This is a genomic window from Christensenella sp. (assembly GCF_034927525.1).
Classification (GTDB): Bacteria; Bacillota; Clostridia; order Christensenellales; family Christensenellaceae; genus Christensenella.
The window spans coordinates 1-2,839 of record NZ_JAYFPU010000241.1 but is presented as its reverse complement, the minus strand read 5'-3'; the positions used below and the strand labels follow the sequence as shown (position 1 = coordinate 2,839).

Annotated in this window: 3 protein-coding genes; all 3 read right to left on the bottom strand. The window is 41.4% G+C overall.

The window, feature by feature from the left end:
* On the bottom strand, positions 1-397 hold a 397-nt coding region (locus tag VB081_RS10180), incomplete at its 3' end, for a hypothetical protein (protein ID WP_323400712.1).
* Complete coding sequence (locus tag VB081_RS10175; RefSeq protein ID WP_323400711.1) at positions 394-1,422, bottom strand: AAA family ATPase; 1,029 nt, start codon at positions 1,420-1,422, stop codon at positions 394-396. The genes VB081_RS10180 and VB081_RS10175, both read right to left, overlap by 4 nt.
* 38 nt (positions 1,423-1,460) lie before the next feature.
* On the bottom strand, positions 1,461-2,839 hold a 1,379-nt coding region (gene pglX, locus VB081_RS10170), incomplete at its 5' end, for a BREX-1 system adenine-specific DNA-methyltransferase PglX (protein ID WP_323400710.1).

The following is a 2,839-nucleotide window of genomic DNA, read 5'->3' as shown; positions in this document are numbered from 1 at the left end:
GAATTGGCGAAAGCCATTCTTGTTTATGTCCATTGATAACCAATAATAACTTGATTTCCACAATAGAATAATCTGTTGACTTAAACACATCTGGCATTTCTCCCTTATTGTCGTCGATCCGGTTTAAAACGAGGGAAAAATATAACTCAACTGAATGCGCAAACTTGTTGTATATCTCATCAATGAAACTATCGAAGTCTTCCTGATTTGATGGTTTTGGAGAGCTGGATTTAGCTTCAATCATCAATACTTTATCATGCTTGTTATAAAGTACAAACTCAATAGTGCAAATTCCATTTCCAAGTTTATTATATATTGATGATTTTTCTACGTAAAAAAGGTGCGATTCTTCATACTCTCCGAAGATTAGGCCTGATTCCGGGATGTTGACACTCATTCCATCACCTTCTTTACCTCTTCTTTATACAAGTCTATGGATTGCTCCAGAATGCTATTGTTTTTAAGCAGAGCAAAATCTTCACCGCACTCATGCTGAATCGTTCCAGTTCCATTTAATTTATACAAGGCATGATAAACAACGGTATTTGTTTTTGTTTTTCTTGCATCTAAATATTTAGCCAGAAAATAATCATGTGTCGCAATAAAAATCTGAACGCCATCTTCTTGCAAATCAAGTAGAAGGTCAACTATGGCAGGAATGTTTTGAGGATTGATATTTGCTTCGGGTTCATCCCAAAAAAGCACCGAGCCGTTCTCAAGAGTGCCGTTCTTGATCAATTGCCATAATAATGCAGTTTTTCTTAGTCCTTCTGCAACCAATTGAAACTCGAGTTTCGATTGAGATTGGCCTGTTGGCAAAAGATAGAATTCTTCGTTCTCTATCCTCACTCTACCCTGAGTTATGGCTTGTAGTCGCTTAAGATATTTTTTCTTCCGTTCGTTATCCGGTCCGCGGCTTATATCAACACTTGCAGCAACTATAATGTCTTTATAGGTATCATCAAAATCAACATTACCTGCGTTGATTGCCTGAACCAAGTTGCGAGAGTGAGATAAAATTTCCTTTGCCGGAATAAATGTACTGGTCAATAGTGAGAATTCTTTTTCCCACTTATCCATACCGGTTGTTACAATTTTCTTTTTGTGCTTGGAGTGAAAAAGAAGCGACAAATTGCTTTTGTCTGAAGATACCTTCACCGATGCATTACTTGCGCCAACACCGCGCCTCACCAATCGAAGCAGAGATGACTCATCAGGGCGAAATACTTTGATCACCTTCGTTTGAAAGTCAATGGCTGTCTTTTTCATCTGTGCGGCTTGACAGGCAGCGTACAGCAGTTTCATAATATGTGTTTTCCCCGTTCCGTTATCACCGAGAAAAACATTTATCCCATCACAAAACTCAATCTCTATTTTTTCGAAAACAGTAAAGTTTTCCAAACATATTTTTTTAAGTGACATAATGACGACTCCCTTCGATAATGAAATATTCTTTTACCCTAAATCTTCCCCAACAAATCCATCATAACCGTTCCTCTGCCATCCCCACGCGGGACTTCTACCCCTTGGAACTTCTCGTAGTTCACCTTTACGCCATCATCCAAATCAAGCTCTATGTTCTGTGCCGCCATGTGCGAAATAATCTGGTCATATGTGCGGCACTCAGCAATTTGCTTGCTTATTTTCTCGGTCTGCTTCTTGAACTCCGCTTTGTCGCGAGGGGAAGTTTCCGGTAAATCGGCAAGCTTGTTCATACGCTCGACCTCAGCCTCGTACTTACGTTGCAAGGGATGCAGATATCCCTTGCGGACGCGGGCCACGGTGTATTTATCATAGCGGTGCAAATACACAAGAGCCTTGAAGCCGTTTTGCTTGCCGCTGTCAAACAGCCAGTAGATAGGCCGCTTCTGATAAATTTTGCAGTGATCTTTGAAAAAATCACTCTGGAAATAACGGCGTATAGTCTCACGCGCCGTGGTGTTCGCGTTTGGGTAGAGCGCATTTGCGATAAACTCAAGGTTTTGGGCAAGGGTATTCTCGCCATAAACAATCTTCACGAAATCCACAAAGCGCATGACAATATCATCATCGAAGTAATCGGAATCGGTGATGGGCAGGATATTATCATCCTCGGGTATATAGCTTCTGTACTTGCCCTCATCCCACTGGCCGCCCGCATAGGCAAGTCCCGTTGTATCAAGAGAGTAACGTCCGAACATACAGCCCACGGCATAGCTTATAAAAGAGCGAATCTCGCGTCCTAAATCGGCTTTGCGCACGGTTACATCTTTGTCGGCGACCTCCGGCGTGAGTTCATCCTGCAAGCCGTAAATGTCGATAAAAATACGGTTGAGCTCTTCCTCGTTGGCTTTGAGAGTAGTAAACTGCTCCTCGGTATAATGCTGCCACCTATTATAGGCGTCCTCCATGGTGTTTCCCCATTGAAATCCCGCTTCTTGTTCCGCCGCTATTTTTTGCGGTGATAAAAGTGCGGAGCGAATAAGCGGATGGGTTTTGAAATCCCATGAGTTTTCAAAAAAATCCCAGTCACTTTTCGATATTGAAATACTTGATGCAACCAATTCGTCAATAACTGAATAGTATTTTTCATCATATATGGCCGGCACTTTTGCTATAGCACCAGCGTTATAGTCCATAGTCGGTGCAAGTATACTTAAAAATTGCATGAATGGTTTGGAGTTACATAACGCTATTGAATACAACAAGGTTTCTGTCTCTTTGCAAAATCCAGAAGAACCTTTTGCATCAAAAATTGAACCTTTTGGCATATATCTTGTATTGAAATCAGCTACTGTTAGTGCAGTCCAAGTAAAACCTTCACGGAGGTCATACTTTATGTTTTGCGGACGAGAACGTA